We start from the raw sequence: 24340 nt of genomic DNA, 5'->3' as shown, positions 1-24340 counted from the left end.
TTTTTCGTTGTAAACTTATCAAAGAGAGCAATTTATAGAACAATCAGGAGATGTACCCAAGTGGTTGAAGGGTCCGCACTCGAAATGCGGTAGGTCGGGTAACCGGCGCGAGAGTTCGAATCTCTCCATCTCCGCCAAATTAAAAAACTGGAAAATCTTGGAACGTAGGTTTCTCAGTCATATGGTTAAATTGGAAACGCACATTCTCCGGAATGATTAACGAACAACACATATTTGTTGTTTCATTATCATGTAAAGGAGATTTTTTTATGCCTAAAACAAAGTTTCAAGGAATAGTTTTTACGATTATGATGGTGGCTGTTATGGTCTATACCATGATTTGCTACAATATTTCATTGAGTGCAGGAGGATTGACTAATCAAGTGTTTTTGACCGCTTTTCACGAATTAATTATTATGGGGCCTATTGCATTTATATTAGAAATATTTGTAGTAGGAAAAGTATCGCACTTTCTTGCGTTTCGGCTTGTAAAGCCCAATGACCGCCCTATTTTTATTCTGTTGGCCATATCCTCTATGACGGTATGTTTAATGTGTCCGGCCATGAGTTTCATTGCAACACTTTTGTTCAAAAATGCTGGTTCTGAATTGATTGCTGTATGGCTTCAAACTTCTGCAATGAACTTTCCAATGGCTCTTTTTTGGCAGTTATTTTTCGCAGGGCCAATAGTAAGACTGGTTTTCAGAACAATCTTTAAAAAGTCGCTTATAATAGCTGAAAGGGCTTAAATAAGAATCCTATCTGAACACACCTTCATTAGGAACTCTTTGAATAATTTCTTTTTCAATTTATCACGAGTATGGATTCAGGAAAATATACACACGAAACTGTATTATTTATTTTGTATTCAAGAGATAATTTTGATATATTAATTTTGTATATTATCCGTCGATAGGGAGAGTAAATTTATGGCTCTTGAAAACAAACTAGGTATTACAGATTCAGTAGAACTTGCCCGTGACCTAGGAGGATTTACAATGGCTGTCAGTTATAAAAAACTCTGGAAGCTGCTTATTGATAAGGATATGAAGAAGAAAGACCTACGAAAGGCTGCGATGAGAATCATATAAATAAAAAGATAGAGCTATCTCTCTTTTGCTACCTCTATTATATCATATTTACCGAATAAATATAAGGCTTGTTTGTATAGGATAATAGTGTTACTTTTATTAGATACTAGAATTATATTAAATAAATTCGGTTTATGATAAGTCATCAGGAGGGATTGTATGGAAACTTATGAAGTGGAGCTTGATTTGGAAACCAAACATCTAAATCAGGTCATTGCCATTGCAGAAGAGCAATGGCAGGATATACGGAAGAAGAACGGGGAGCAGCAGTCGGATTTTATGGAAGCCAAAAGGGAGCTGTGGGAGAACTCCAGTCATTCCATCTCTAATCTTTGGTCTAAGGATCGGTTTTATGAATTAGTCGCTTTAAATCAATACGGAAGCGCTGTGTCCAGCCAATTATCTGTGTTGGAGCAGGATGAAAACAAAATGCGGGCTCTGGAAAAAATGATGGATTCTCCTTACTTTGCCCGAATTGATTTCCAGTTTCAGGGGGAAACGGAAAGTGAGCCTATCTATATTGGAAGGGCTTCCCTTATCGATGAAAAAGATGTCACCATCTATGTGTACGATTGGCGGTCGCCGTTAGCCAGTGTTTTTTATCGCTTTGGGATTGGAGAAGCGTTCTATGATGCCCCCAAGGGCAGGATTTCAGGAAAAGTCCATCTGAAACGACAATTTGAAATTCATCGAGGGACATTGGACTATTTTTTTGATGCGGATGTACAGATCATGGATGAATTCCTAAGAAGGCTTCTCTCTCAAAATGCCTCCACTAAAATGAAAGCAATCGTTGAAACCATACAGAAAGATCAAGATCTTATCATTCGAGATATGGAAAATGATCTCATGATGGTGCAGGGGGTGGCCGGAAGCGGAAAAACTTCAGTGGCTCTCCACCGAGTAGCCTATCTCATGTACCAAGGGCTATCAGCTAAGCTATCTGCTCATAACATCATCATTATCTCTCCCAATTCCCTGTTTGAGCAATACATCTCCAATGTCCTGCCGGAACTGGGGGAGGATCACGTGGAATCGGTCAACTTTGATGATGTGCTCCAGACCATCCTGCCATCTTTGCTTATTCAAAAAAGGCATCAGCTATTAGAGGGCCTATTAACTTGCGATGATCCGGACAAGTTCAGATTGATGAAAAAAAGCGTGGCATTCAAGGCTTCCCCTGAATTCAAGGAAATTCTGGAGCGTTTCATAGAGGATATTCCAAGGAAATGGCTGGAGTTCAGTGATATTGATTACGATGGAACATGTATCGCAAGCCGAGACTTATTGAAGATGACAGTTTTACAGCAGAAAAAGGCAATGCCTTTGGGTCTGCGTTTGCAAAGACTGGAAGAATCCATATTTAAGGACATACAAAAAATGCGAAAAGCTCGCATGAAGAAGTTAAAGGAATTTGTGAGGACCTACCCACAACATGTCTATGAGGTGGAAGAATTCGCAAGGCTTTTATCCATCGATGAAAGCACGGAACTGGCTCACCGGATCCAGCAATTTACTAAGTTGGATGTCTATGCTTATTATAAAAAACTCTTTAGCAATTTGAATTATTTCTGCCGTTTAGCAGAGGGCATTTCCCTGCCGGAAGATATGGATCTTATTTTTAAGAACACTCAGGAGAACTTGAAAGGGGATCAAATTCCGCTTGAAGATGGGTTGGCGCTGGCATTTTTGCAGCTAAGGCTGTATGGCTTCCAGTATGGTAAATTTATTAAGCAAGTGGTGGTCGATGAAGCCCAGGATTATTATCCGCTCCACTTTGAACTGCTACAGATGCTTTTTCCCCAAGCGAGGTATACGATCTTAGGGGATATCTATCAGACCATAGAAAAACCGGAGGCAATGGATTTCTTTGATGAAATCAACAAAATTTTAGATAAGAAACGGTCTGTCTTGATAACTATGAATAAAAGCTTCCGGTGTACCAATGAAATTTTGGATTTCAGCAAGAGGTTTCTTCAAAAAGAATCAGAAATCCAAAGCTTCAGCCGGTCAGGAAGAGTACCGGAAATTTACGAGGCTCGAAATCAGGAAGGGCTGGATGAGCTGCTCATTAAAGAAATACAACTGTGCCGGGAGGAAAATTATCAATCCGTCGGGTTATTGTGTAAAACAGAAAGGGATGCGATGGCTGTATATCAACGATTAAAAGATCGGTTGGAAATTCGCTGTATCAACAGCGATGCTATTGCTGATATCCGAGGTGTTTGCATACTGCCGCTCTATATGGCAAAAGGGCTGGAGTTCGATGCGGTATTGCTTTGTGACACGGATGGAGAGCATTACACTACAGAAGCAGATCAACAGCTTTTGTATATTGGATGTACCAGAGCGCTTCATCGGCTCAACCTATTTTATACAGGGCAAAAAAGTCCTCTATTAGGGTAAAGGAGGGATTTCATTTGATTTTTGGTAAAGTGGCCAGAATACTGGCGGATATTTTAGATTTGGATTTCGAGCTGGAAGAGGAGCAGATTACTTTAGATATGGCATTGACGCCGGAGTTTGATATGGAGAAAATTCAGATGGTCAAGCTAGTCATGGAATGTGAGAAAAAATTTAAAATCTCCATACAAGATGAAAAGGTTCATACTTTTCATACCCTTGGGGAATTTGTGAAATATATCGAAAATGCCGTATCCGAAAATGAGGGAAATATCGCTGAAAGCTCGGAAGAGGAACGTATGTGGTGGCATTATTCCTGATGCAGACGCATGAAGTCTATAGTTACTGTTCGGCTTGACTTTGGAAAGCTTCGGATTTCCTTTAGAGAGTTTTCGGAGCTGTATCATACCGTTTTCCCTGACGCCGATTCGAGAATGATGTTTACTCAATACCGCAAAAGCTTTATGTACAGGTGGCTTATCTGCTGGCATCCGAGGAAACGATTCAGCGTGAATTTGGAGCATATGATACGATCAGGGATAATTTTCCCAAATATGTTGTGTCGTATGATGAATTTGATATGAGTAGAGACGGGCTAAAGCATGTGAATATCCGTGAGTTCTTGTTGTCTGAGCAATGGAATTGAGTTTCTGTTATTTCTTTTTAAAAAGAGCTGTTGATAAGAACTATCCCCGCGTCAAACGCGGGGTTTTTTATTACGTAGGAAATATTGCTTGAGATATAACGGAGTATTATAAAAAGCTACTATTAAAATACGAACTAAAAGTGCCTCGTAGAGGCTTTTTTATATCTAAATTTCGTATTGACACATTAATACTACTGATGTAGTATTAATGTGTCAGATAAATTAGTGAATGGTGAATTAAAATAGAAGGAGGATATGAAATGAAACATTTACCAGCAGCTCAGCTTGAAGTTATGCTTGCAGTTTGGGAGGCAGATGAGCCAATAACGAGAAATGAAATTCAAAGAAAACTGCCAGATAGTCAATGGAAGATAACCACACTTAACACGTTATTGAATAGGTTGACTCAAAATGGGTTTTTAAATTTTGGGCACAGGGGTAAGGAGTATGTATACAGTCCGCTGGTCACAAAGGACGAATACGTGGCTTTTGAGGGCAAAAGCATTTTAAAAAACTTATACGATAATTCCATAAAAAAATTTGTCGCATCAGTATGCAACAGTAGCGATCTGACGGAGCAAGAAATAAGCAGCTTGCAGACGCTCCTTTCGAAGTTGAAGGAAGGTGATACCTGTGATTGACACATTGTTTTACAATACCGTATTGACCGGCGGGATTATAGCTGTTCTGATTCTATTCGTATTTCTAATTTCACCAGCACTGAACAGACGCTACCACGCAGCATGGCGCTTTAATGTATGGAAAGTATTCGCACTGTTTTTGATTATACCGGTAGGGCTTATTCTGCGTTTGGTGGTCAGCAGTGAAAGAATTCAGTCTGGGGTCACGGTAATAAAGAATAATGCCGTGACTCCCGCAGTCCCAATTTCCACAGAGCCGGTCAGCTTTCAAATGATTGCAGAGAATCATCAGGTTTCGATTTGGTCAAAACTAATTGATGTAGGACCGCAGTGGATTCCAATAATATGGATTATGGGAGTTTGCATTGTAGCAGTTTATTTGTTAGGCGTCTATCTTCATTTTATCCATACTATAAAAAATAGCAGCAGATCTATCCAAAGTGAGAATACGGATCAAATTCAAGCTGAGATTTTATCAAGGAATAAAAGAAAGTCCCCTCTTTCAATGTATCAGTGTCCTAAGATTGTATCACCCATGATCGCTGGCATCATTAGACCGGCTATTTTTATTCCTGAAAGGGATTATAGTGAGGCAGACCTGAAAATCATTTTAACTCACGAACTGACTCATTATATGCGGAATGATCTGAAATTTAAAGGAATGTTTATATTTGCACTTATTCTACATTGGTATAACCCTGTTGTTTATATGATGACGAAAGCTGCGGACAAGGATATGGAACTGTGCTGTGATCAGGATGTGATTAAGGCAAAGAATCAGAAATTCAAGGCAGACTATAGTGAGGTAATCATGAGGGAAATTATAAGCCGTAGGCAGATAAAAGGTGCACTGTTTGCATGCATGGGCAGTGATAAAAAATCAATGGAAGAAAGGTTTAAAAATATTTTCAGTATAAACAAAAGAAAGGGGAAAATCTGCTTTTTATTGGCATTAATCCTTGTAACTACCGTCAGTGGCTTTGTATATGCGAGTGATAAAGATACTCCTGATTTTCATAGCCAGCAATATAAGAAATTGTTGGAAAAGATTGTTGCTGATAAAGAAGTTGACCGAAAGGCACACCTTGTAGAATCCAAATCTAAAAATGTTCCATACAAAGATATTGATAATTTTGAGGAACTAGCTGCCCGTGTTATGGATAAAGATGGAAACTATGATATCTACGAGGTCTATGCATTGGCAGGAATGGAACCGCCAGAGCAGGTTTTGCCAGATTTTGATTTGTCACAATTTGAATCTTACTTTGCCGAGGTAAACAGCTGCATCCAGCCACATATTCTTGGAAACGGTGAAAGGGCAATTTATTCGACCAACTCGGGAGAACCGTGGAAATTAAAAAAGGGCGACATCGTAAAGCTGCATATATTTGTGGATATAGATAGACTTGGGCCAGAGAGAAATATAGATGGAAAAAAATATGCGAATAGAGGAATTATGTTTTTCGGTTATATAAAGGATGATGAGAGGGTTGATATTCAGAATCTGGATTTTACGATAAACGAGGAAAAGCAGATAGAGCTGGAAATTCCCGAGGATGGAGAGTACAATTTTTATTTATTCTGTCCGGGATCATTAGATATTATCGTAAAATGGATTTCTATAGATATTAAATAAATATTACTTTTCTGTTGACAGATTAATACTACAAGTATAATATATATTACATAAGTAGTAAGTGCGTTGTTTTCAAAAGGAGGAAGGAAAGTAAATAAACAATAAGAAATTTTTAATGATTTTGCTTGCTTTAGTTTTGGTATTAACTTGTATGCCTATTTCAGCTATGGCCTCTGAGTCCCAAGGAAAAGTAATAGACTTTTTAAATGAGGGATATTACATCACTGACCCTGATGGCAATGTGGTTCCAACACCTTTTGGGTACGTCATTGATGAGGGCGTTGTATTGAAGCCTGGGTATTCGCTTAATGCAGCAAATAATATTTGGTACACTGGTAATATAATGATATTTAATGCAGCTGTAAGTAATGCTAAAGTTTCAAAACTTAAGTTGAGTGCACAGGTCGTAGGTAGTTCTGGTGGCTTTACCAGTCTTGGAAATTTTAAACCAACACCGTCTGGTGGAGATTGGTATGGTTACCTTCAATCTGACAAGATGCTAGGTTCATATTATTGTTACTATAGGCTGCAATTCACCAATACGGGGACTACAACAATGACTATTGATTCATTAACAGGAGAAGAGACTATGCCGTGATCGTGGTATAAAGCAATTGCGTAAACGTATTTATATGATGAAATGTAAGATTGAAATGAATGTGGATAAAACCGTAACTCAAAGACGTACTTACAGAATATAAAAGTAAAATACTGGCAGATAGGGGAAGGCCTTTATTTGCCAGTATTTTTATGGTCAATAAACAATGATTTTAAAATGTGAATTATAAATATCTCGCTATAGTTTGTACCAGCCGAACTGGAAGCAGAAGTAGTTCTGATTCTCATATAAGCTGATAACTAGAAGTTGGGAATCATTCAGCGTAAACTCTAGCTGATGTTTCTTGCAGTGCCTCCAGAAAATTTTCTATATAGGAACAAACGAAGCGATTGCATTATATTGCCCAAATCGGCACAATCAAATTCTGGCTGTCAAATGCGGATAATCTATCTGTGGTGAACCTGACAAAGTACTTATACAACAAGAGAGCGGGTATTGGAAAACTGCTCATATTCCTTGTTAATAGTCAATTCTTCCAGAATGTCTGCAAACCTATGAATATCTTCATAGGATACATATAGAGCTACAGGAGCCAGTCGGACTACATTCGGTTCTCTGAAATCTGGTATGACCCCGTGTTTCTTCAAGGCCTGGCATATCCTATATGCTTCATCATGCTCTAAGGATACATGGCCGCCGCGCTTCATATCTTCACGAGGATTCCCGATACGGTAGCCCAGCTTGACTAGGCGTTCATCTATCAAATACATCAGATAAGCGGTAAGCTTCAATGATTTTTCACGAATTTTATCCATGCCGACCTCCTCGTAGATATCCAATACGCCATCGATGGCAGCCATGGATAAAATAGGGGGAGTTCCCGTCAGCCAACCATCTGCATCGTTAGAATGTTCATACTGATGCTTTAGCTGGAACTGTGTGGCTTTTACATTTCCATGCCATCCTGCTAATCCCGGATTCTTGTCAAAATGCTTTTTATTGATATAAAGACCTGCGGTTGTTCCAGGGCCTCCGGAAATGTATTTGTAATTGCACCAGACGGCAAAGTCCGGATCAATTTTCTGGAAGTCATGGTAAACAGCCCCTATGGAATGGCAAAGATCCCAGCCTATTATAATATCTCTTTTATGAGCTTCAGCAGTTATTCTTTCCATATCAAGCAATTGGGCGCTTCGATAAAGCAGAGAAGGAAGCACAATCAGTGCCACATCCTTTGTCATTGCGTCAATAATGGCATCCTCTGAAAGCATTCTTCCGTCTTGGCTTTCTACCACTTTGACCGCATCTGCAGGTTCATATCCATGTAATCGGACCTGACTGTCTACAGCATATCGATCGGTTGGGAAATTTAGATTATCCACCAATATTTTATATCGGTCTTTTGTTGGTTTATAAAAGGTGGAAATCCCTTGATGAATATTGATGGTAACGCTGTTTGTTATAGTCACCTCATCTGGTTCGGCATGGATCAGGGAAGCCATACGTTTCCCAATGTAGGAAGGGTAAAGAAAGTACTTGCTGTCCTCCACATTCCATATACCGATGCCATGCTCTTTCCACACATCTAAAGCTTTTAAGACTGCTTTTTCTGCATCTTTTGAACAAAGACCAAGAGAGTTGCCATCCATATAGATTTCATTTTCCTTTACATAAAAACGGTGGCGGATTTCTCTCAACGGATCCTGTTTGTCTAATTCTTTTGCATAATCCATACCTGGATGAAATTGATATTCCATGATTTTTCTCCTTTTCTTTTAATATTTAAGATGCATCCTTTCGGATGTTAATTATCTTCATAGCTGATATCCATTTTTACTTTTCCGGTTTTATATCTTAAAAATGAATAGATAAAACCAGCGGCCAGTAAGGTAATATTAGCGATTAGCAGCCCCGGTGTCAAGGAAGAAGCGTTATAATACACCTGGATGATCAAAACGACAGTCGACAAGATACAACAGGCCCACAGTACACCCTTGCTGACGTGGAAAGGAGATTTTGCCCATTGCTCCGGAAATAATTCAGGAAGCCGAGTCGTTGCCAATGAGGTAATCATCATGAATACATACATGATGACCAGAACGCTATTCGTGATTAAGGCCATATCTATCTTTAGGATAATAGGGATGATTGTAACGAGATAGAAAATGCCAAGCAGTAATACGGGAGTTTTGTATTTTGGATGCAGATAAGCCAGCTTTTTAGGGAACCATCCATCTTCACAGGCTTGAATCAACGGTTTAGTGACCCAGGCAATCGTAGCGTTCAGGCTGGTGGCAAGCGCACCTAGTGCACCACCGACGATAAAGAACAGGTAAAGCGGTCTTGAAAGTATAGTTTGAGCTACCTTGGCAAGATTTTCATTGGCGACCTGATCAACAGGAAGGACGCCAGCGGCTACCGTGGCTACAAAGGCATATAAAACAGCTACAGTTAAAGTGGCAAGGATAAGAACAAAGGGAATATCTTTTTTAGGATTTTTACATTCACCGCTAAGCTGAAATATGGAATTGGCACCGAAGGTTGCAAATGTCAGAAAAGCAGATGCGGCGATAAGTCCAGTGAATCCATGGGTTATGAATCCGGGTTGCGAAAAGTATCCGGACTGTACTTTAGGCAGACCGAAAACGATAAAGGCAGATAAAGCGGCAATTAAAAAAATAACCATTATATTTTGAATTTTGGCCATAAATTTTGTAGGGAAAATATTAAGAGCAAAAAAGAACGTTGCAACAATTAAGGATACAATCATTCCATTTGCTCCGGAACCAGAGAAATAAAGTAGCTTGTAAAGCCTAAGGTATAAATCGTCATCTGCAAATTACGAAATATGTAGATAAAAATATACATACCGGCAAAACGATCACCGACAAGGACGGCAGCCTGAGTATATTCGCCGCCTCTCAAGCGTATGCAGCTGCTGATAAATATCCAGGGAATACTGAGCAGGACGACCCACACTGCGGATAATACAAATGCAAGACTGACAGAACGGCCTGTCATCTGAATGCCCATGCCTACAAGAACCATGATTCCGGCTCCGATTACTTGGCCTGTGGCAATGCCAAATAGTTCTTTACGTCCCAGATCTCTTCTCAAGTCTTTCGTTGACATAGCGTTTCCTCCTTTTAAATAAATAATATATCATATTAAATATAGGGAATTTTCTGACAAATGTAAACGCATATGCCCATATTCAAAAACAATTAAGAAATATGTGGAAAAATTGCTTTTCAAAGCTTATAATTTTAGATAAAATTAGGGTATCGCCTAATGATTTTAAGTAAATATTACACCGCACGGACAAGGAGGCCTAAAATGGATGAAATTGATGTTAGAATTCTGGAATTGCTACAGGAAAATAGCAGAAAACCCTTGTCCGAAATCAGCGCAGAAGTCCATCTGTCCATACCGGCAGTCAGTGAACGATTAAAAAAGCTTGAAAATTCCGGAGCCATCAAGTCATACACGGCTATATTAAATCCGGATAGCTTTGGGAAGGCACTTTTTGCATACTGCTTTACTGTTTTAAAAAATAAAGACCCGGAGAAAGAATTGAAATTTAAAAGATTTATTGAAAATGAACCAGATATTTTGGAATGTTATTGTCTGACAGGGGAATATGAATACCTGCTGAAAATTAGAACAGATTCAACCAGTTCTTTGGAAAGTCTACTTGTACGGATGAGAAAGGAAGCACCAATAATCAAAACCAGCACTTCTATAGTGCTGTCTACAAAAAAAGAGGAGCCCTCCATACCGCCCTGTATTACTAAATGTAAAAATCCGGCTCCGCAGAGGAGAACATAGAGAACCACGCAGTAGATTTGAAGTTGTAAGCTCAATGGAGACAGCTTCATCTACCGCGTGGTTGTTTTTTTGGCAAAATCATGTGGTAGCCTGACATTTTGTGCACAGAATCCCGCAGGAAGTATCTTCTTGCATCGCACCAATAGCCCATTCTCCCAGCTTCTCGAGAGCCGGTAAGACACTGATGCCTTTTTCAGTCAGTGTATATTCTACTCGCGGCGGCACTTCGTTGAACTGTTCTCTGTGGACAATACCTGCCGCTTCCAAGTCCTTAAGTGACTGTGACAGCATGACGTTTGTAATATCGCCTAATCTTCTTTTAATCGTGCTGTACCTTAAGGGGGTATCTCCCGAAAGCATACATACAATCGGTAATTTCCATTTACCGCTGAATATACTCATGATGTAACGAATAGGACAGAGCAAATCTTCATCCTGCCGTACGGCTTCCTGTTTCTTTTGGGTGGACATTTTGTTATTCCTCAATTCTGATAGTTAGTTTTTTATTACTTAATTAGTTTTTTCTGCGTACTTGAAACTATCTTATTTTATACTATAATCGTATCATAAGGCAAATCAAAACGCAAGATTTTTGATCAGCCTAATGAGATGAAAAAGGAATTAGGTGTTATGTTAGATTTAAATGAATTTATGAACAATGGAATAAAAAATATTTCAGATACTGCCAAACGGTTTTATCTCGGTAATTTCCGGGGTCAGGCCTTTACTCTGCGCACCGTATCCGCTTTGCACAAGAGTGCAAAAATTAGAGAGCGTCATGAGCGGAAGGGTATACATATCCCACCATTCCTGATTGCAAGCGTTGCGACTGAGTGCAATCTGAGATGTGCGGGTTGTTATGCACGGGCAAACGGAAGCTGCGGTGACGGCGAGGTGAGGGAACAACTCAGCGCCTCTGATTGGCGAAGGGTATTTGCGGAGGCATCAGACATCGGGGTATCTTTTATCCTTATTGCCGGAGGCGAGCCTCTTTTAAGGCGGGACGTGATTGATTCAGCGGCAGAGTTTGAAAATATTCTGTTTCCCGTTTTCACTAACGGAACCATGATAAACGAGGATTATATGAATCTGTTTGATGGGCACCGCAATTTGATTCCGGTACTCAGCATTGAGGGCGACGCCGAAAAAACGGATTCCCGCCGAGGGCGTGGGGTGTCTGAGAAGGTCGGTCAGGTGATTGAGGGGCTGAAAGACCGCGGTATACTGTTTGGTGCATCCATTACGGTAACCACAGAGAATCAAAAGGCGGTAACGGATCCCAACTTTGTTGATACCCTGCGCGAAAGTGGCTGCGGCCTTATTTTCTATGTAGAGTATGTTCCTGTGGAAAAAGGCACAGAGCATTTGGCTTTGAATGAAGAGGCTCTGCATGTCCTTACGGCACAGCTTGACAGTCTGAGGGAGAATCAGAAGAAAGGAATGATTATCCTGTCCTTTCCCGGTGACGAAGAGAAAATGGGCGGATGCCTTGCTGCCGGGCGAGGGTTCTTTCACATCAACGCTGCAGGCGGAGCCGAGCCTTGCCCTTTCTCTCCTTATTCGGAAATGAATTTGAAAGAACAATCCCTTTTAACCGTTTTGCAATCCTCCTTTTTTAAAAAAGTCCGTGTAATAAGTGCGGCAGAAGCAGGGAAGCATAAAGGTGGATGTACTTTGTTTCAATATGAACGGGAAGTCAATCAGGCATTGAGCTAAAAACAAGGATGTGTATATAAGTCAATTTTAAAAATGAGATAAAATTTTAAATTAAAATGAAGGAGTGTATGAATATGAAAACAACTGTACGTTATTATACCCGCAGCGGTAATACAAAAAAGCTGGCTGAAGCTATTGCGAAAGAGGCTGGTGCAGAAGCCAAAGAATGCTCCGCACCTCTCACTGAACCGGTTGATCTGCTATTTTTAGGAGGCTCTGTTTATTGGGGCGGAATAGATAAAAACTTAAGACAGTTTATTGCACAGCTTGATAAGGAAAAGGTAAAATGTGTTGCTGTGTTTGGCACATCAGCTCTTAAAAAAGAGCCGGATCTTGAGCTTGAAAAGCTGGTCCGGGAAAAAGGAATCCCTGTATCCAGGCACAGCTTTCATTGCTGGGGAGCGTTTGCTGCCATGCATAAAGGACATCCGGACAGCGATGATTTGAAACAAGCGGCGAATTTTGTACAGGCGGCATTAAATGAAGTAAAATAATCTTACGCAAAAGTATAAGAAGTTTGGAAATTAGATAAATTTGTGATAAAATTCACCTTAAAGGAATGAATTTATGAACCATTATGATAAAATAGAAGAACTACTAAACGCAAGCTGTTATGTGATTGATATATTGCCTCAACGAGTGAAAAAGGAAAGCGAGGGGCAATATTTTGCAATAGAGGAATTCTTTTTTCAACCGGCAGAACTGGACAGACTCAATCGAAGGTTCGCACATATTTTATTAAAGTTAAATTGCTATTATGATTTTCAAGTGAGCTATCATGATCAGTGGAATAAAAATCCGTCCCCTCAGGAACTGGTTGATTGGATTTTTCAATGTATGGAAGACAAAAAGAAGTGTATGAATATCCTTATAGAAAAAGAAAATACACTGATCATGGTAAATGGGGATGACCTTTACATGAGCCTGTATAATCCAAGCCATGAACTTCTGACTTTGATTGAAAAGCTCACCGGAGCAGAAGGACTTTTTATATGGCGGGCAAATTGACGGTCTTCATTCCTGTAATGAAATGGATGTTAGAATGCGGATACCTGCTTTAATCTGACTAAAACTTTGGAGGATACATATGATACGACTTGCAAAATACGAAGATTTAGATACCATTATGGATGTATATGAAATTGCCAGAAAATATATGGCAGACACCGGCAATGCCACCCAATGGGCAGATTCCTACCCTGAGCGTGAAATGCTGGAAAAGGATATTCGGCACGAACAGTTATTTGTATATATAGACAATGATAAAATACATGGAGTCTTTGCCTTTATAATCGGACCGGATGAAACCTATTCTTATATAGAAGATGGGTCATGGAAGAATGAAGAACTTTATGGGACGATACACCGCATTGCCAGTGATGGAACGGTAAAGGGGCTGTTCGGACGGTGCTTAGACTTCTGCACTCAAAAAATATCCAATTTACGGATCGATACGCATCACGATAATCATACGATGCAGCATTTGATAGAAACGAATGGATTTGAAAGATGCGGCATTATATATGTTCAGGATGGAAGCCCCCGGATTGCATACCAATATGTAAAATAATAAGCGGAAAGAAAAATTTAAGTCTTTCTTTCTGCGAAAAAAGTGGTATAATTATGAGCAGATGTCAAAATACATAAACAAGTAAATAAGGGGCATTAGCTCAGCTGGGAGAGCGCATGGTTCGCAATCATGAGGTCAGGGGTTCGATCCCCCTATGCTCCACCAAAAAATTCACAATACGAACCCTTTTGGGGTTCGTATTTTTAATGATTTACACTAAGCACGGCAGATTCAAGCAACCCTGCATCCCGAAATTCAGGAGAGCCCGGAGCGGTTGTTGTAGAGCTTCACAAATTCTGGGTAAATTGTCACAGCTTCGAAAAAGCCCGTATTTCCCAAGATCTCGATAACTAAAAGGTCAAAGGGTGATATCTGGGTGGACTCCTTAAAAATCGAAAGTACACTTTTTTTGGTAAATTGAATAGATCTGATTGGTAATATATGTTAAAATAAAAGAATATAAAAAAGGAAGTATTCCAGATGGAGATAAGATTTATTTCTGAGGCTGGCGATTACAGTTATTGATAGAAAAAGTATAAAATCCAGCAGAGATTTATTTATTCACCAAAGCGGGGCTCAGATTAAAAGAAAAGTCAAATTGGGAATAGGATAAATTGCGAACGCACGGGTTCGTAATTTAAAATTGAGCAGATTGCGAACGCATGCGTTCGCAATTGGAAGGGGTCACAATGGGCGAATTGCAAAACACAAAGTCTAGCTTTTTAACTGATATGAGAAATATTATCATTAGTGCTCAGAACGATGCTACGAGAAGCGTGGAATTTGCACGGATGACGAATTTTTCGCAGACTTGGTATTCTATAACCGGATTCTCCGATGTTTTGTGGTGATTGAAATTAAGACGCATAAACTCACACATGAGGACTTGGGGCAGTTACAAATGTATGTCAACTACTATGACCGATTTGAGAAGCTTTCCGATGAAAACTCAACAGTCGGTATATTGCTCTGTACAGCAAAAAACGATTTGCTGGCGAAAATCACTCTGCCAGAGAATAATACAAATATATTGACGAGCAAATATGAGCTTTATCTGCCGTCAGAACGTGAGTTGATTGAGGAAATCAAAGAGGTTATCAGCCTTTCGGATGACAAGGAGAAAGAGTAGGCAACGCAATATTTTATGACCTTTCAACAATACAATACCATATAACGAAATGGAGGAAAAACACATGCTCTACATAGCTTATGGAAGCAATATATCAAAGAATCGCATGAGGGAACGCTGCCCAGGCGCCAGATTTATCACTAAAGGTATAGTGGATAATTGCACTTTGCAATTTCATTACAAAGCAGATATCATACCAGTACACGATTACGAATTGCCGGTCGTGGTATGGGATATCCCGGAAAGCGAAGTACCCAATCTTGACCGAGCCGAAGGTTATCCGAAGCACTATAGCAAAGAGCAATTAGAAGTTTCTCCAGTTCCACCATTAAATTTTGAGCAGCTAGTTGAACTTGTTGGCGTCGAAAATGTCAGGAAAGCCGATGATTATGGAGTTGCTGAAATCATCGGTACAGCATATGCTATGACAGACTGGAAGAAGACAGAGTGGAAAGAACATAGCAAACAAACAACGATTGAATATGCGGAACATATCATAACTGGATATAAGGAACAAGGGTTTGATGGATGGCATTTGCATGATTTGTGGTATGCGTTGTGTCGGGGAGAAAAAAGCCCTGAGAGCAGGTCGTAGGAAATACGATAGGTGAATTATGAGCCTGCGTAGCACCTAACTCGGGAGAGCGCATGATTCGCAATCATGAGGTCAGGGGTTCGATCCCCCTATGCTCCACCCAAAAATTAGAGTTTTTAGAACTCTAATTTTTTTTGCAAAAAGGGATGGAACCCGAAAGGGCGCGACCGTCAGGAGAAAGTCCGGTGAACTTTCGAGCAGGGAGCGGTTCAAGCCGATCGAACGAAGAGGCGTAGTGCTTTTTACTGCCACAGAAATTTTTATATTGTAGCATTTAGTATATGCAAAAATGCAAGTATAAGCCAAAACTGTATTTGAATTTATGAATTCAGCTAAATATATCGCTCAGGTTGATTTATTCAACCATTATCAACTGCAAATCCATTGATTTTCTTCTGTTTGCCAACTACAATGGAATCAGAGGTGATTCATATGAAGGAAATCAATATTGCAAAAGTCCTTGTTAATAAGCGTAAGGAAAAGGGCATCACTCAGGTTGAGCTTGCCAATTACGTTGGAGTTTCAAAAGCATCGGTCTCCAAATGGGAGACGGGGCAAAGTTATCCCGATATTACCTTTCTTCCGCAGCTGGCCGCGTACTTTAACATCAGCGTGGACGAATTGATAAATTATAAGCCACAGATGACAAAAGAGGATATTCGAAAGCTGTACCAAAGCCTGTCGGATGATTTTACGTCAAAACCATTTGATTCTGTGATGGAAGGCTGCCGGGAGACCATTAAAAAGTACTATTCATGCTTTCCGTTGCTGCTGCAAATGGGAATACTGATGATCAATCATCTGGAATTGCTGAAGGATCCACAAAAATCGGCATCCTTGACGGAGGAGGCCAGGAATCTTTTTACCCGGATCAGAGAAGAATGCGGCGATGTATCCATTATCAGGCAGGCTCTGTATATGGAGGCTTTGTGCTGCCTCATTTCAGGTGATCCACATGCCGCGCTGGAGTTGCTGGACGGAACGGTGCTGCCGGTGCTGCCCCCAGAATCCATTTTGGCTTCTGCTTATCAAATGACTGGGCGTACCGATGAGGCCAAATCCGTTTTGCAGATTGGGATTTTTCAAAATATCGTCGCCCTGTTTAATTTCTTTCCCGCTTATCTCATGCTGTGTGTGAAGGATCCGGGTAAATTTGAAGAGGTGTTGCGGCGCTCACTTGTTGTAGCAGAAACGTTTGACATGAGCCACCTGCATCCCGGTGTCCTGATCGGCCTTTATATTTCAGCGGCACAGGGATATATTGCACAGGAAAATCATGATAAGGCTCTTGAAATGCTAGAAAAATATACTGAGATCGTAACAAGCGACATTTATCCATTGTGCTTGCATGGTGATGCCTTTTTTGACCTTTTGGACGGCTGGCTGGCAGAACTGGATCTGGGAACAGATCTTCCACGGGACGAAAAAACGATTCGAAAAAGCATGTGTGACGCGATTGTTAATCACCCGGCGTTTTTAGCTCTCTCAGGTGAACAGCGTTTTCAGAGCATCGCTGAACAGCTTCAAAACAATTGTAAATGATTTGATCAGGAAGGCGAGGTTAGTTGTCCTTGAAACTATAGAAGGCTGACGGAGATTACTATTTCAATGAGGAAAAGATTAGGGCATTGCCTTGGAAGCATTCGATTATAAAATATCGACTGCTTCCATTTTTTATAGTAGAATAGAGTTGTTTCTTTAGAAAAAATCCAGTATGATGGATACAAGTTTTAATATATGGTGCGGACAAATGAGAATGAAGGGGAACAGCAAAAATTATAAATATATTGTAACAGAAAGGTGGTGACGCTGTGGCATCTTACCCCCGACTAAATGATATTTTTATCACGGAACGATTAAAAGAGCGGCTTTCTGAAATTGGCAACCATCCGATTACCACTGTTATTGCCCCCATGGGCTTTGGAAAGACAACGGCGGTGAACTGGTGGGCGAAGCGGCTTGCGAAAAGCCGAGGGGAAGCGGTCGTTCTGCGCCAGATGATCGTTACGGACAGTGTGACTGATTTTTGGAGCGGATTTTGCCGTGCCTTTAAGGGATATCCCCAACTGCTTGAAGAGATGAAAGCACTGGGATATCCTAAGGACGTACCCGCCACGGCTTTGCTGTCGGAGCTGCTGCATGAGACTTTATCTGCCAGTTCCTCTCCGCTCTATTTTATCATGGATGACCTGCACCTTCTGGAAAAGAACACCGTTACCGCACTGCTCCTGCTGCTCTCCCGAAATCTGCCCGACTGCGTGCATCTTATTCTCTTATCTCGAAATCAGATTTTTAGTGAAGAAGAGCGGATGCGCCTTGGACATCTGCTCTGCGAAATCGGAGCAGACGATCTCCGGCTCAATGCTCGGGAATTAAAAGCATACGCCGATCGCTGCGGTCTTGCGGCTTCCCCGGAAGAACTGGACACTCTTGTACTGCAAAGTGAGGGATGGATTTCCATGATTTATCTGAACTTCAAATCCTATGCACAGAACGGCCACTGGCTGTCCAGCTCGTCGGATATTTTCGACCTCATCCATCAGGTATTGCTGGTGCCATTGGAATCACGGCAGAGGGAATTCCTTATTCTTATCGGCATGACAGACGAATTTACCGCAGGGCAGGCGGCATACTTGTGGCAGCACGGCGATGCACAAAGCCTTTTGGATTCTCTCACCAAAAACAACGCCTTTATTACAAGAAGCGAGCAGGGGATTTATCGCTATCACCACATGCTGAGACACTGCGTCCGGCTGATGTTTGCCGAAAAGCCGGAAGGCTACCGGCAAGAAAGCTATTCCAGGCTTGGGAAATGGCACTTAAAAGAACAAGAGTACATAGCCGCCTATTTTGCCTTTGCCGCCGCCTATGATTGGGTCGGTTTGCTGGCAACTCTGACGGAGGACAATGCGAAGAGCCTCAACAGCGAGCATAGCCGAGCTTTTGTTGAATGGAGCGAGAACTGCCCGAAAGAAATCTTGCTACAGAACCCTGCCGCTATTGTGGTCTTTATGCTCAAACTGTTTTCTTTCCATTGTATTTCTGAAATAAAGCAAATGAAGAAATTACTTCTCGTATCCTTAGAGCAGAATACCTCCCTGACAGAGGAGGAGCGCAACAATATTTTGGGGGATGCGGAGGTAGCAGAAAGTCTCCTTGCTTATAATGACATCTCCGCTATGAGCGTCTATCACCGCAGAGCCTGCCTGCTTCTTAGGCGAAGCACTGTAAGCGTAGACTCGAAGGGAACGTGGACCTTTTCCTCTCCGTCGATTTTCATGTCGTATCATCGCAGGGTGAGCTATGCGGACAGTGAAAGTGCCGAGATGAAGGAGTGCATGCCATATTACTATCAAGTGTCGAACGGTCATGGCAACGGTGCGGAGCACAGCTTTGCTGCGGATTTATTCTATGAGAGAGGCGAAGTGACCGACGCCGATATTTCGAATCGCATGGCTCGATCGGCGGCAAGACGGAAGAACCAGTACAGCGTTTTGATGTGCTGTGAGTTTCTTGACCTGCGCATGGCAATTTTTCAAGGCAATTATGATAGGGTAAAGCAGAAGAGCCATGAGCTGCGGGAATGGCTTTATAAGGAGCGGCAGTATGCCCTTTTAAATACCTTAGATATGTGCCTTGGCTTTCTTTATAGCTTATTAGGTTTTCCTGAATATGCACCGAAATGGTTCGCTGAGGGGAAACTGTCCGAAGCCTTGATTATGTTTCCCGCTACGCCGATGCTGCACACCTTCTATAATCAGCTCCTGCTGGCACAGGAGGAATGGACGGAAGTGATCGCAAGGCAGGAGGAGTGTAAGGCACTCTACGGCATTTATCACAATGTCCTCTGTGAAATCCGGCTTCATATTCAGCTTTCGGCTGCTCTTGAACAGCTGGGCAGACGCAAGGAAGCTCTGGATGAACTGAAACTGGCATTGGATTCGGCTCTTCCCGATGGTATTGTCATGCCTTTTGCCGAGAGCGGAGCATATCTTCTTGAGTTGTTGAAGGAGCTGAAAGGCAGGGAATTGTACACCGAGGAAATCGAAAAAATCTGCTCTTTGTCGGAACAATTTCATGCTTCAAGAGAACAAATCCGCCGGGAGCATTTTGGAGAAAATGAAAGCTATGGTCTATCGGAACGGGAACTTATAATAGCTCGGCTGGCCGCTCAGCGCAAGACCAATCGGGAGATTGCGGAAGAGCTTCATCTTGCCGAGGGGACGGTGAGAAATCAGCTGTCACGGATTTTCGATAAGTTGGGATTGGCAGGGGACGGTAAGAATAAACGTATCCTGCTTGAAAATTTACTGAAAAATAAAAAACAGTGACAAATGGTCACACTACAAAAAGAGAACGCTGCTGTACAATAAAGCTGTACGGTAGCGTTCTTTTGCTGTAAAGAGGAGGTGGAGCATGGAGGGTCGGCCTATTACCAAAGTAGAGCCTATGGAAAACGGCATGTTGCAAGTGACCTTTGATACCGGGAACTTTGTAACGGTGGATATGAAGCCCCGATTTACCGGGTTTCGGTTCGGTGCGTTGCAGCACTCGGATATTTGGAATTCAGCGGATACCGACGGCAGTTTTGTTCACTGGTACAAAAGCGGATGTCCTGCACCCGTGGCGGAGCTTGCCTATGATGAAATCATGAAAATGACCCTTGGAAAGTCCTATTAAAACAGGAAAGTGTCAAAAATAGTTTGTAAAAAATTTAGAAGGAGGAAATATTTATATGAAACAAACCTTAAAAAAACGGCTGGGCAGCCTGATAGTATCCCTGTGTATGGTACTCACCATGATGCCGGCGGTGGCCTTTGCAGAAGAGGGCAGTATTTGTTCCATCGGAGATCAGAACTTCACCTCTTTGAGCACCGCTCTGGATACGGTGAAGGATGGAGAGACCATCAAACTCTTGCAGCCGATCGATTATGATAAAAGCATTCAGATCCAAGGCATTCATGTAACCTTTGATTTGAACGGATTTAACCTGAATGTTACAGCACCTAATAGTGATCAAGGACAGGGTATAATCCCCGGATTATATGTTACCGGAAAACAAGGAAAACCCGGACAGGTCGAACTTACAGGTAATGGTGCATTTAACGTAAGCGGAGGCACTGGTGTGCAAGCTGATGATGGCAGTACAGCCACGGTTAACAATGCGAAAGGAATCATTTCTTCAATGGGAAATCAGGGTATTGGTGCTCTGGCTGCAGGAGACGGCAGTGTTGTTACGGTGCTTAACCGTGCCGAAGGGGAGCGCATAGGTGCAAGGAGTGATCGTGGAGGCACTGTTACTGTATATGGTGACGCCATTGGGGGATATTGCGGTGCTTATGCTACCGGTGAAAGGTCTTTAATTAAAATAAAAGGTGACGCAATGGCAACCGGAGACGATATTGATACAAGCTACTCCTATATCGTTATGGGCGTATACGCAGAAGACGGCGGCGAGGTGAGCGTTCAAGGAAACGCTGAAGCCAGTACAGTGAAGGAGGGCATATCTCCATATGGCGTACTTGCAAATTTCAACGGTACGGTTACGGTCAAGGGAAATGCAACTGCGGCGGGAAAATCGGGCAGCGGAGCATGTGCTCAAAATGGAATGGCTGCAGACGATCCAAATATCAGCAAGCCTGGCGGCAGTGTTACCGTAGGGAAAGATGCCATCGGCGAGAAACGCGGTGCAACTGCGGCAAATTCGGGAAGTTCTTTGCTTGTGAAGGGCGATGCGGTGGCTACTGGTACAGATGGAATCGGTGCACGTGCCAATTCCCAATCGAAGGTTACGGTCGAAGGGAATGCTACAGGCGTTCAATATGGAGTTCTGGCACTGAATAACGGTGAAGTCGTTATCAACGGAAATGTTGAAGCTGCGGAAACCGGCGCAGGCGCAGTGACCGACGATGACGGCTCCGGAACCGTTACAATAGACGGAAGGATTACCGTAACAGATCCTTCAAAGTATATTGCCGTTGGTGCTTCTGCCGCACCGGAATATAAGGCGATTACCGACATGTCTGCATCCACGACAAAACCGGATTACGATACCTATTCGTCCGGTTCCAACTATGTGTGGGTCAAAATTCCGGCAATACCGGCAGTAACTTATCTTATTACATTTAATATCAACGACGGTTCGGCTTCTCCGGATACTTCTATGCAAACGAACGGTGATGGAAAGCTGTCGGCTCTGCCTAATCCCAACCGAAACAATTACTATTTTGACGGCTGGTTCACGGAGAGGAGCAATGGCATAAAAGTTACTGAAAGTACTGTGTTCGATGCCGATACGACCCTCTATGCCCACTGGACACCTACCAACAACAATAACGGTGGCAATTCAGGCGGCGGTGGCGGTTCATCCGCAGTGACCGCCGGACTGACAGTGAAAGATCTAGCCGACGGAAAGAAATCTGATGTTGCGATAAAGAGTACTGCCGGTACTGTGACCCTTCCGTCCGATATGCTCAGCAATCTGAATGTGGCAAAGACCGCAAAGGCGGAGGTCAAGATGACCACTGTGAATCCAAGCAATCTAACCAAAGAAGTACAGACCATCCTTGCGGGACGTCCGATTGTTTCCCTTAGCCTGTTGATTGATGGCAAGGTTACGGAATGGAACAATTCCAAAGCACCGGTTACAGTAAGCATTCCGTATGTACCGACTGCTGAGGAACTTCAAAATCCGAGCGGCATCACCGCTTATTACATCGATAGCAAGGGAAATCTTACCGAGATGGCAGGGGCGAAATACGATCCGGCAACAAAATCGGTTGTGTTTAAAACCATCCATTTCAGTTACTATGCGGTAGGCTACAAAGCGGCAGCTGCTCCTAAAGTGCGTTTTAGCGATGTTCTGACAAATGCGTGGTATTATGAAGCAGTGAATTTCTGTGCTGAAAAGGGCATTACCAGCGGCACATCGGATACTACGTTCAGTCCAAATGCAGAATTGACAAGAGGCCAGTTCCTTACCATGCTGATGAAAGCCTATAGTATTGAGCCGGTTTCAAATCCAACCGACAACTTTGCGGATGCAGGAAATACCTACTACACCGGTTATCTTGCAGCAGCAAAAGCAAAAGGAATCTCCAATGGCATTGGAAATAACAGCTTTGCTCCAAACCAAGCTATCACTCGTCAGGAAATGTTTACTTTGCTTTACAACGCATTGAAGGGACTTGACAAACTTCCTGCGGCTGATAACGGTAAGAGCCTTGCAGATTTTAACGATAACAGAAAAGTTGCAAGCTGGGCGACAGATGCCATGGACCTGTTGGTGAAATCAGGAACAGTCTCCGGCAGCGGCGGCAAGCTGGATCCGACAGGCGGCACGACCCGTGCACAAATGGCACAGGTACTGCACAATCTGGTGAAGAAGTAGAACAGCATAACATAATAGTCATAAGTCAATAAGGTTCGAGTAAACAGCAAGCCCACAAGCTAAAATGCTTGTGGGCTTATTTTTTTAGCGTAACGCCGTCTTTTATTCCGAACAGATTGATTAATACATTAGTATCAGGATAGTAATATTGAAAATAAATCAAATGCATACTTTGGAACGAAAGAACAACAAAAGCAAGGCAAGAAGCGGGAATAAGGTTGAAATCAGCCGGATATTGACGTACAATAGAAAGAGCGAATAAGAAACCGGAAGGAGAACAGGATGAGTAAATTGATTGGCATAATAGGTGGTATGGGGCCTATGGCTTCCCAGCTGTTTTATAAAATGGTAACGGATATGACGGAAGCCGGTCGTGATCAGGAACATTTGAATATGATTATATATAGTGATGCGTCCATGCCGGACAGAACATCGGCCATATTAAAAGGGGACTATAAGCAGGTTCATGACCAGCTGCTGGCGGATGCCAGAGTTTTGGAACAAAGCGGGTGTGAGGCTATTGGAATTACCTGTAATACGGCACATTTCTTTGCAGATATGATCAAGGATGAAATTCATATTCCGATCATACATATGATTCAGGAAACGGCTGAAAAGGTAGCGGAGAAAGCAAAAGGGGAGAAGGTGGCTGTACTGGCTACGGACGGAACGATCAAAACAGAGCTGTATCAGAAGAGATTGGAGCAGGCAGGAGTAATTCCGTTTATTTTGCCGGAAGATATGCAGAAGCTTGTCATGTATGAAATTTATGACAGAGTGAAGAACGGGCAGCCCTGTGATGAAGAAAAGTGGAATGAAATTGATCAGTTCATAAGAAATGCCGGCTGTAAAAAGGCCATTTTAGCTTGTACGGAACTCTCTGTCATAAAAGAAGAAATTCATTTAGATGATTTTTATATCGATCCCATGAGCGTATTAGCGGCTAAGGTCATTGAATTCAGCGGCAAGAAATTAAAGTAAAATTAAAATAAATGAGAATATAAAGGGCCAGATGCAAATGTTGTATCTGGCTCTTTTGATAGGAAAGTTTGGTTAATCCTATTTTAACCAATTTAGTTGCATTATTTCTCGAATGCGGTACAATAAATCCATAGACTGATTATAGTGTGGATTGG

General features: G+C 42.0%; 23 protein-coding genes and 3 tRNA genes. 22 read left to right on the top strand and 4 right to left on the bottom strand.

Going from position 1 to position 24340, the window contains the following annotated elements:
• The first annotated feature begins 46 nt into the window (after window positions 1–46).
• From EQM06_RS07010 to EQM06_RS06970, 8 genes are all read left to right on the top strand, one after another.
• Window positions 47–137 (top strand) — tRNA-Ser (locus EQM06_RS07010).
• 132 nt (window positions 138–269) lie between these two features.
• Window positions 270–749: a DUF2798 domain-containing protein gene (locus EQM06_RS07005; protein ID WP_128745651.1), complete on the top strand. Its 480-nt coding sequence runs from the start codon at window positions 270–272 to the stop codon at window positions 747–749.
• 180 nt (window positions 750–929) lie between these two features.
• Entirely contained in the window at window positions 930–1091 is a 162-nt protein-coding gene (locus EQM06_RS13550) for a hypothetical protein (RefSeq protein WP_456297960.1), read from the top strand.
• Between the two features lie 159 nt (window positions 1092–1250).
• Entirely contained in the window at window positions 1251–3497 is a 2247-nt protein-coding gene (locus EQM06_RS06995) for a HelD family protein (RefSeq protein WP_128745650.1), read from the top strand.
• A 14-nt stretch (window positions 3498–3511) separates the two neighbouring features.
• Entirely contained in the window at window positions 3512–3814 is a 303-nt protein-coding gene (locus EQM06_RS06990) for a phosphopantetheine-binding protein (RefSeq protein WP_164914384.1), read from the top strand.
• 586 nt (window positions 3815–4400) lie between these two features.
• Window positions 4401–4781: a BlaI/MecI/CopY family transcriptional regulator gene (locus tag EQM06_RS06980; protein WP_128745648.1), complete on the top strand. Its 381-nt coding sequence runs from the start codon at window positions 4401–4403 to the stop codon at window positions 4779–4781.
• The gene (locus EQM06_RS06975; protein WP_128745647.1) at window positions 4765–6417 is read left to right on the top strand and encodes a M56 family metallopeptidase; all 1653 of its coding nucleotides are present in this window, start codon (window positions 4765–4767) and stop codon (window positions 6415–6417) included. The genes EQM06_RS06980 and EQM06_RS06975 overlap by 17 nt, the downstream gene beginning before the upstream one ends.
• Window positions 6418–6532: 115 nt before the next feature.
• Window positions 6533–7015, top strand: a complete 483-nt coding sequence (locus tag EQM06_RS06970; protein WP_128745646.1) for a hypothetical protein — start codon at window positions 6533–6535, stop codon at window positions 7013–7015.
• A 434-nt stretch (window positions 7016–7449) separates the two neighbouring features.
• Here the strand turns inward: EQM06_RS06970 and kynU are convergent, their stop codons facing one another.
• The 3 genes from kynU to EQM06_RS06955 are packed head-to-tail and all read right to left on the bottom strand — an operon-like array spanning window position 7450 to window position 10108.
• Window positions 7450–8733, bottom strand: coding sequence for a kynureninase (gene kynU, locus EQM06_RS06965; protein WP_128745645.1), 1284 nt, complete (start codon window positions 8731–8733; stop codon window positions 7450–7452).
• 47 nt (window positions 8734–8780) lie between these two features.
• Entirely contained in the window at window positions 8781–9746 is a 966-nt protein-coding gene (locus EQM06_RS06960) for an APC family permease (RefSeq protein WP_128745644.1), read from the bottom strand.
• Window positions 9743–10108 carry an APC family permease gene (locus EQM06_RS06955; RefSeq protein ID WP_128745643.1) on the bottom strand — a complete coding sequence of 122 codons (366 nt, stop codon included), beginning with the start codon at window positions 10106–10108 and terminating at the stop codon, window positions 9743–9745. The genes EQM06_RS06960 and EQM06_RS06955 overlap by 4 nt, the downstream gene beginning before the upstream one ends.
• A gap of 204 nt (window positions 10109–10312) precedes the next feature.
• Between EQM06_RS06955 and EQM06_RS06950 the strand changes: the two genes are divergently transcribed.
• Entirely contained in the window at window positions 10313–10804 is a 492-nt protein-coding gene (locus EQM06_RS06950) for an Lrp/AsnC family transcriptional regulator (protein ID WP_164914382.1), read from the top strand.
• Window positions 10805–10882: 78 nt separating this feature from the next.
• Here EQM06_RS06950 and EQM06_RS06945 read toward each other — a convergent pair whose 3' ends face one another.
• Window positions 10883–11275, bottom strand: coding sequence for a winged helix-turn-helix transcriptional regulator (locus EQM06_RS06945; protein WP_128745641.1), 393 nt, complete (start codon window positions 11273–11275; stop codon window positions 10883–10885).
• 159 nt (window positions 11276–11434) lie between these two features.
• On the opposite strand from EQM06_RS06945, the gene EQM06_RS06940 reads away from it, so the two are divergent.
• The 13 genes from EQM06_RS06940 to cuyB all read left to right on the top strand — a co-directional run bounded on the left by EQM06_RS06940 (window position 11435) and on the right by cuyB (window position 24185).
• Entirely contained in the window at window positions 11435–12520 is a 1086-nt protein-coding gene (locus EQM06_RS06940; protein WP_128746819.1) for a radical SAM protein, read from the top strand.
• A 74-nt stretch (window positions 12521–12594) separates the two neighbouring features.
• Complete coding sequence (locus tag EQM06_RS06935) at window positions 12595–13014, top strand: flavodoxin family protein (RefSeq protein ID WP_128745640.1); 420 nt, start codon at window positions 12595–12597, stop codon at window positions 13012–13014.
• Window positions 13015–13087: 73 nt separating this feature from the next.
• Complete coding sequence (locus EQM06_RS06930) at window positions 13088–13528, top strand: hypothetical protein (RefSeq protein WP_128745639.1); 441 nt, start codon at window positions 13088–13090, stop codon at window positions 13526–13528.
• A 79-nt stretch (window positions 13529–13607) separates the two neighbouring features.
• Window positions 13608–14090, top strand: a complete 483-nt coding sequence (locus EQM06_RS06925; RefSeq protein WP_128745638.1) for an N-acetyltransferase — start codon at window positions 13608–13610, stop codon at window positions 14088–14090.
• Window positions 14091–14179: 89 nt separating this feature from the next.
• A tRNA-Ala gene (locus EQM06_RS06920) sits at window positions 14180–14255 on the top strand.
• 616 nt (window positions 14256–14871) lie between these two features.
• On the top strand, window positions 14872–15219 hold the full coding sequence (locus EQM06_RS06915; protein WP_128745637.1) for a PDDEXK nuclease domain-containing protein: 348 nt from the start codon (window positions 14872–14874) through the stop codon (window positions 15217–15219).
• 64 nt (window positions 15220–15283) lie between these two features.
• Window positions 15284–15814, top strand: a complete 531-nt coding sequence (locus EQM06_RS06910; protein ID WP_128745636.1) for a gamma-glutamylcyclotransferase family protein — start codon at window positions 15284–15286, stop codon at window positions 15812–15814.
• 27 nt (window positions 15815–15841) lie between these two features.
• Window positions 15842–15913: transfer RNA gene (locus EQM06_RS06905), tRNA-Ala, on the top strand.
• A 333-nt stretch (window positions 15914–16246) separates the two neighbouring features.
• The gene (locus EQM06_RS06900) at window positions 16247–17356 is read left to right on the top strand and encodes a helix-turn-helix domain-containing protein (protein ID WP_128745635.1); all 1110 of its coding nucleotides are present in this window, start codon (window positions 16247–16249) and stop codon (window positions 17354–17356) included.
• Between the two features lie 269 nt (window positions 17357–17625).
• Entirely contained in the window at window positions 17626–20145 is a 2520-nt protein-coding gene (locus EQM06_RS06895) for a helix-turn-helix transcriptional regulator (RefSeq protein WP_128745634.1), read from the top strand.
• A gap of 85 nt (window positions 20146–20230) precedes the next feature.
• Window positions 20231–20494 (top strand): hypothetical protein, encoded by a 264-nt coding sequence (locus EQM06_RS06890; RefSeq protein WP_128745633.1) that lies wholly within the window; start codon window positions 20231–20233, stop codon window positions 20492–20494.
• A 55-nt stretch (window positions 20495–20549) separates the two neighbouring features.
• The gene (locus tag EQM06_RS06885) at window positions 20550–23204 is read left to right on the top strand and encodes an S-layer homology domain-containing protein (protein WP_128745632.1); all 2655 of its coding nucleotides are present in this window, start codon (window positions 20550–20552) and stop codon (window positions 23202–23204) included.
• A gap of 282 nt (window positions 23205–23486) precedes the next feature.
• Entirely contained in the window at window positions 23487–24185 is a 699-nt protein-coding gene (gene cuyB, locus EQM06_RS06880) for a cysteate racemase (protein ID WP_128745631.1), read from the top strand.
• Window positions 24186–24340 lie beyond the last annotated feature (155 nt).

The sequence above is a fragment of the Aminipila luticellarii genome (assembly GCF_004103735.1).
Classification (GTDB): Bacteria; Bacillota; Clostridia; order Peptostreptococcales; family Anaerovoracaceae; genus Aminipila; species Aminipila luticellarii.
Note: the sequence above shows the minus strand (reverse complement) of the source record. Positions and strands in the feature narration are given on the sequence as shown.